Source organism: Parafrankia soli, from assembly GCF_001854695.1.
Lineage (GTDB): Bacteria > Actinomycetota > Actinomycetes > Frankiales > Frankiaceae > Parafrankia > Parafrankia soli.
Window position 1 is genome coordinate 1 of the sequence record NZ_MAXA01000082.1, and the last position, 4,224, is coordinate 4,224.

At 67.4% G+C, this 4,224-nt stretch carries 3 protein-coding genes; 1 reads left to right on the forward strand and 2 read right to left on the reverse strand.

All coding sequences use genetic code 11. The features are described 5' to 3' along the window. On the reverse strand, positions 1-407 hold a 407-nt coding region (locus tag BBK14_RS39295), incomplete at its 3' end, for a hypothetical protein (RefSeq protein ID WP_241831326.1). Positions 408-649: 242 nt separating this feature from the next. Here BBK14_RS39295 and BBK14_RS09010 point away from each other — a divergent pair. Then, positions 650-2,803, forward strand: coding sequence for a tetratricopeptide repeat protein (locus BBK14_RS09010; RefSeq protein WP_071060961.1), 2,154 nt, complete (start codon positions 650-652; stop codon positions 2,801-2,803). Between the two features lie 4 nt (positions 2,804-2,807). Here BBK14_RS09010 and BBK14_RS09015 read toward each other — a convergent pair whose 3' ends face one another. Beyond that, positions 2,808-3,947, reverse strand: coding sequence for a hypothetical protein (locus BBK14_RS09015; RefSeq protein WP_131802198.1), 1,140 nt, complete (start codon positions 3,945-3,947; stop codon positions 2,808-2,810). Positions 3,948-4,224: the final 277 nt, after the last annotated feature.

Here is a 4,224-nt window from a genome sequence, read left to right on the forward strand (position 1 = left end):
CCGGTTTCCGGTTTCCGGTTTCCGGTTTCCGGTTTCCGGTACTTATTATACCCTGCGCCGTGTGGCATGACGAGAACCGGTGCGGATAGTTGATGGAGGTTTCCGTGGCCCGCAGCGACAGCGAGGTCGAACTGTGCCGCGACTGCATCACGCCATGAAATTATACGAGCGCCGATGTCGGTGAGGAACTCGACGACTCCCGCGGCGAAAGCCGAGGTTTCCGGGGTGGCGAAGAGGACTTGGATTCTGGGGTCGTCAGAGAATGCCGGAAKGACGTCGAGTAGGCGTGTGGTGGCAGTCACGGTATGCGCGACGACCAGGACGGCGCGGCAGGTGTCCATGGTCGACCAGGCGATCGCGTCGTCTCCGATCGGGAGCCTTGGCCGCTTCGTGTGGGTCCCGGTCACCCTTCCCCGCTGAGTCTCGCCGCCACTGCCGCCGTCTGGAGCGTCCAGGCGGGCCTGCGCGGGTGTGCCACAGAGCACCCTTCGACCCGCGACCGCTCTGACGATACGTCCTGGGGATGCTCGGCGTTCGGGAGCTGGCTGAGTGAACAAGCTGCTGCGGGGAGCGCTGATCAGATATTCTCGCGGTCAATCCGGTGACTGTCATCGGCTGATGGGTACGGCCTGGTGCTGCGGGAGGCACGGTGACCGGTTCCGTGGTTGACCCGGACGAGCATCCCTTGCCGGCCGTGGTGCGCAACGTTCTGTCGGGTCAGACGGGTGGTCCGAGTATCCAGGCGGGCGTCGTCCACGGCGGATTGAACCTTCATCTTCACCGCTCCGCCGAGGACGGGCCACCCAGGGAGTGGYCGGGGCGTTCGGCCGTCTTCGTGAATCAGCGGACGCCGCTGGACACCATGAACGGGCTGTGGCGGTCCTTCCCGGAGGGAGTGTCCCCGGTCCTGGTGTTGACCGGGCCGGGTGGCGTGGGAAAGACCTCGGTGGCGACGGAGTGGCTGCACAGCATGCGGTCGGCGTTTCCCGACGGGGAGCTGTACGCCAACCTCGGGGGGCCGAAGCCGATGGCGACCGTCCGGGCGGAGACCGTGCTGACTCGCTTCCTGCAGCAGCTGGGGGTCAGTCCGAAGCAGATTCCCCTCGGGTTGGAGGATCTTGCCGCGAAGTTCCGGTCCGCCGCCGCGGGACGGCGCCTGGCCATCCTGCTGGACAATCCCGTCAGCTTCCATCAAGTGAAGTCCCTCCTGCCGCACGCGGCCGGGAGCACCGTTGTGATCACAAGCCGGTGGAGGTTCGACTGGCTCCGAGGGCTCGTCGGCGCGCAGGTTGTGGACGTGGAGCCGCTGGACCCGCCGGCGTCGGTGGAGCTGCTGGACCGGCTGGTGCCGGACGGCCGGGTGCGCCAGGACGTCGGGGCCTCCCGCCGGCTGGTCGGTCTGTGCGATGGGTTGCCCCTCGCCCTGTGCATCGTCGGCGGGTCGATGGCGTCACGTAAGAACCGCACCGTCGCGCGTGCCGCCGACCGGCTCACGAACAAGCAGACCCGACTGGCCCACCTCGTCACGAGAGGAGATCTGTCGGTGCGGGCTGCGTTCGACGACACCTGTGAGGAGTTGCCGCCCTCGGCTGCACGGATGTACCACCTGCTGAGCGTGCACCCTGGCCCGTCGTTCACGGTGGAGGCCGCCGCCGCGGCGGCGGGCATCAACGAGGACGATGCGGCCGAGGCGCTGGATGTGCTCGTCGAGGCGAACCTGGTGAAGGAGGTGGCCGGCGAGCGCTTCGGCTTCCAGGACCTGCTCCGGCTGCACGCCTCCGCACGCGCGGAGAAGAAGGAGCATCCCAAAGATCTGTCGGCTGTGCTCAAACGCCTGCTGCAGTGGTATCTGCACCAGACGGCGCGTGCTGACCTAGCCGTGATGCCCGGCCGCTGGCGGCTGGGTGCCGATTACGCTGATCTTCGGACGCAGGGTGACTTGCCGAGCCCCGAGGTCGCGTGGGCCTGGCTGGAAACGGAGCGGCCGATCCTCGTCGCCTGCGTGATCGCCGCGGTTGAGGGCGGCTTTGTTGATCTTGCATGTATGTTGTGCGAGGCGATGTGGAGCCTGTTTCTCCTGCGCGGATATCGCGGCGACTGGGTGAGCACGCACGAACGCGTCGTGGTGGTGGCGAGCGGGGCGAGCGATCGGCGTTTCGAAGGGCGGATACGGTGCCAGCTCGGCATGGTGTTTCAGAAGCTTGGTTCTCTTGACGCCGCCGGCGAACAGTTCGCGGCGGCGTACACCGCCGATCTTGCCGCCGATCACCGCCGCGGGCAGGCGACGGCGCGGGAGCTGCTCGGTGTCCTGGAACACGCGCGAGAGCATTACGACCATGCCGTCGAATTGCTCTCAAGCGCTCTGTCCCTGAACGACGACCCCCGTGCGGTCGGCATCGTGCGGCGGCATCTGGGTGCGGCCCACCTCGGCGCGGGACGCGTCGAAGTGGCCCTCGCGGCTCTGGATCAGGCGAAGGCATCGCTGGCGACGATGACTCCACCCGACCGGTACAACGAGGCCCGCGTGGAAATGGTCCGGGCGGAGGCATACCTGACGCAGGGACGGTCAGCGGAGGCGCACGTCATCCTCACGGCAACGCTGGCGGTCATGCGCGCCGAGCACGCACAGGAGCAGGAGGCTGACGTCTACGCGATCCTCGTGGAGGTTCATCTGTCCACCGGGGATACCGCCGAAGCCCAGGTCGCTGCTCGCCGCGCTCTTGCGCTGTACGAGGAAGTCGGCGAACCGCCTCGTCCGAAGCTCCGAGCTCGGCTGACGCAAATCGCCGCTGGCTCCGTGTAGGGGCTCAGCCCGAGTAGTTCTCCTGCTGCCGCGCGGCGATCTGCTGTTTGATCATTTTCTGCATGACGATGGTGCGTTCCGCGCTCCCGGTCCCGACGCGAAAGGTCAATTTGGCGCCGACGGGCTGGCCGCGGGAAAGCCATCCGTACAGCGCCGAGGCGTGCAGGCCGAGGTCGGGACCGGGACGCGCCGGTTCGGTCTCGGCGCTGTCGTACCAGTGGATCCCCGAGGACAGCCGGACTGCGAGGATCCCACGTCCGGGCGCCGTGCCGATGCCGACGACGGGACAACCGGGATAGCGATCAAGCAGTTCGGCCATGTCCTCGAGGGGCGTGCCCACCAGGTCGCTCGCGTAGCGGACGATGACATCGGCTATCGGGAGCACCGAGGTCTCCTGCGTTGCCTCGTCCGCGGCGAGATGCGCGTGCTCCCGGGGTTCGGCCAGCCCCGCTGGACGGCGAGCCAGGGTGAGGGTCACGGCGGCCGCCCCGTCGGTCTCATCCACCGTTGTGTCCCGAACCACCGTCTCGGCCCACCAGGCGGTGGGGCCACGCCTGGCTGTGCGGGGGAGCGTGGGGAGCGGGACGGCGGCGACCGCGACGCGGCTCGCTGGCTCGGGCAGCCCCAACCGTTCGTATATGAGGGCTCGGAGCAGCTGCGCCGACTGGCCGGGAGCAGAGGTGACCGCCGAGGTCGCTGCGGCGTATTGGTCCGGCGTGTACCCGGAAATGACAGCGTCGACCTGGTCAGTGAGCGGCAGGTCGGCCCGGAGGAACGGCGCGGCATGTCCCAGTGCCGCTACCGGCGAGCGAGGATCCAACTCGTCGAAGGGGAAGGCGCCCAGGAGGATGGGACGTCCCAGCGCCGCCCCATAGAACGTGACCGAACCATGGTCGCCGACAACCGCGTCGCAGGCGACCAGCGCCGCCCGCCAGCCTTCCTCCGGAGACAACAGAATGAGCCCCGCCCGTATGCAGTCCGCCAGCCAGGTGCGGACTTGCCACGGTCCGTGACCGTGCCAGATGTTCGGATGGAGCGCCAGCACGACCCGGTACTCATCGGTCGGAAGTTCGGCCAGCAGGCTCCTGACCAGCTCGAAGCGGGCGCCCAGCAGGGAGCGTAACCCCCAGGTCGAGCTGATCATCAGCAGGCGTTGCGTGGGGGAAAGACCGAATGCGCGTCGGTACCGGCCACGATGCTCGACGCTCGCGAGCATTCTATCGTAACACGGATCGCCGGCCAGGACCGTAGCGGGAACAGCCGAAGGGCAGTAGAGTTCGAGACGTTCGACCTGTTCCGGATGTGACAGCATCACAACCGACGGAATCAGCGCGCCGTCGTGTAGAAGCGTTCCGGGTGACAGGCCAAATATCTCTGGTTCTCTGGTTCTCTGGTTCTCTGGTTCTCTGGTTCTCTGGTTC

What these genes read in the sequence shown, in the direction of transcription:
- BBK14_RS09015 (WP_131802198.1), bottom strand. Translation starts at nt 3,947, where the DNA reads ATGATCAGCTCGACCTGGGGGTTACGCTCCCTGCTGGGCGCCCGCTTC.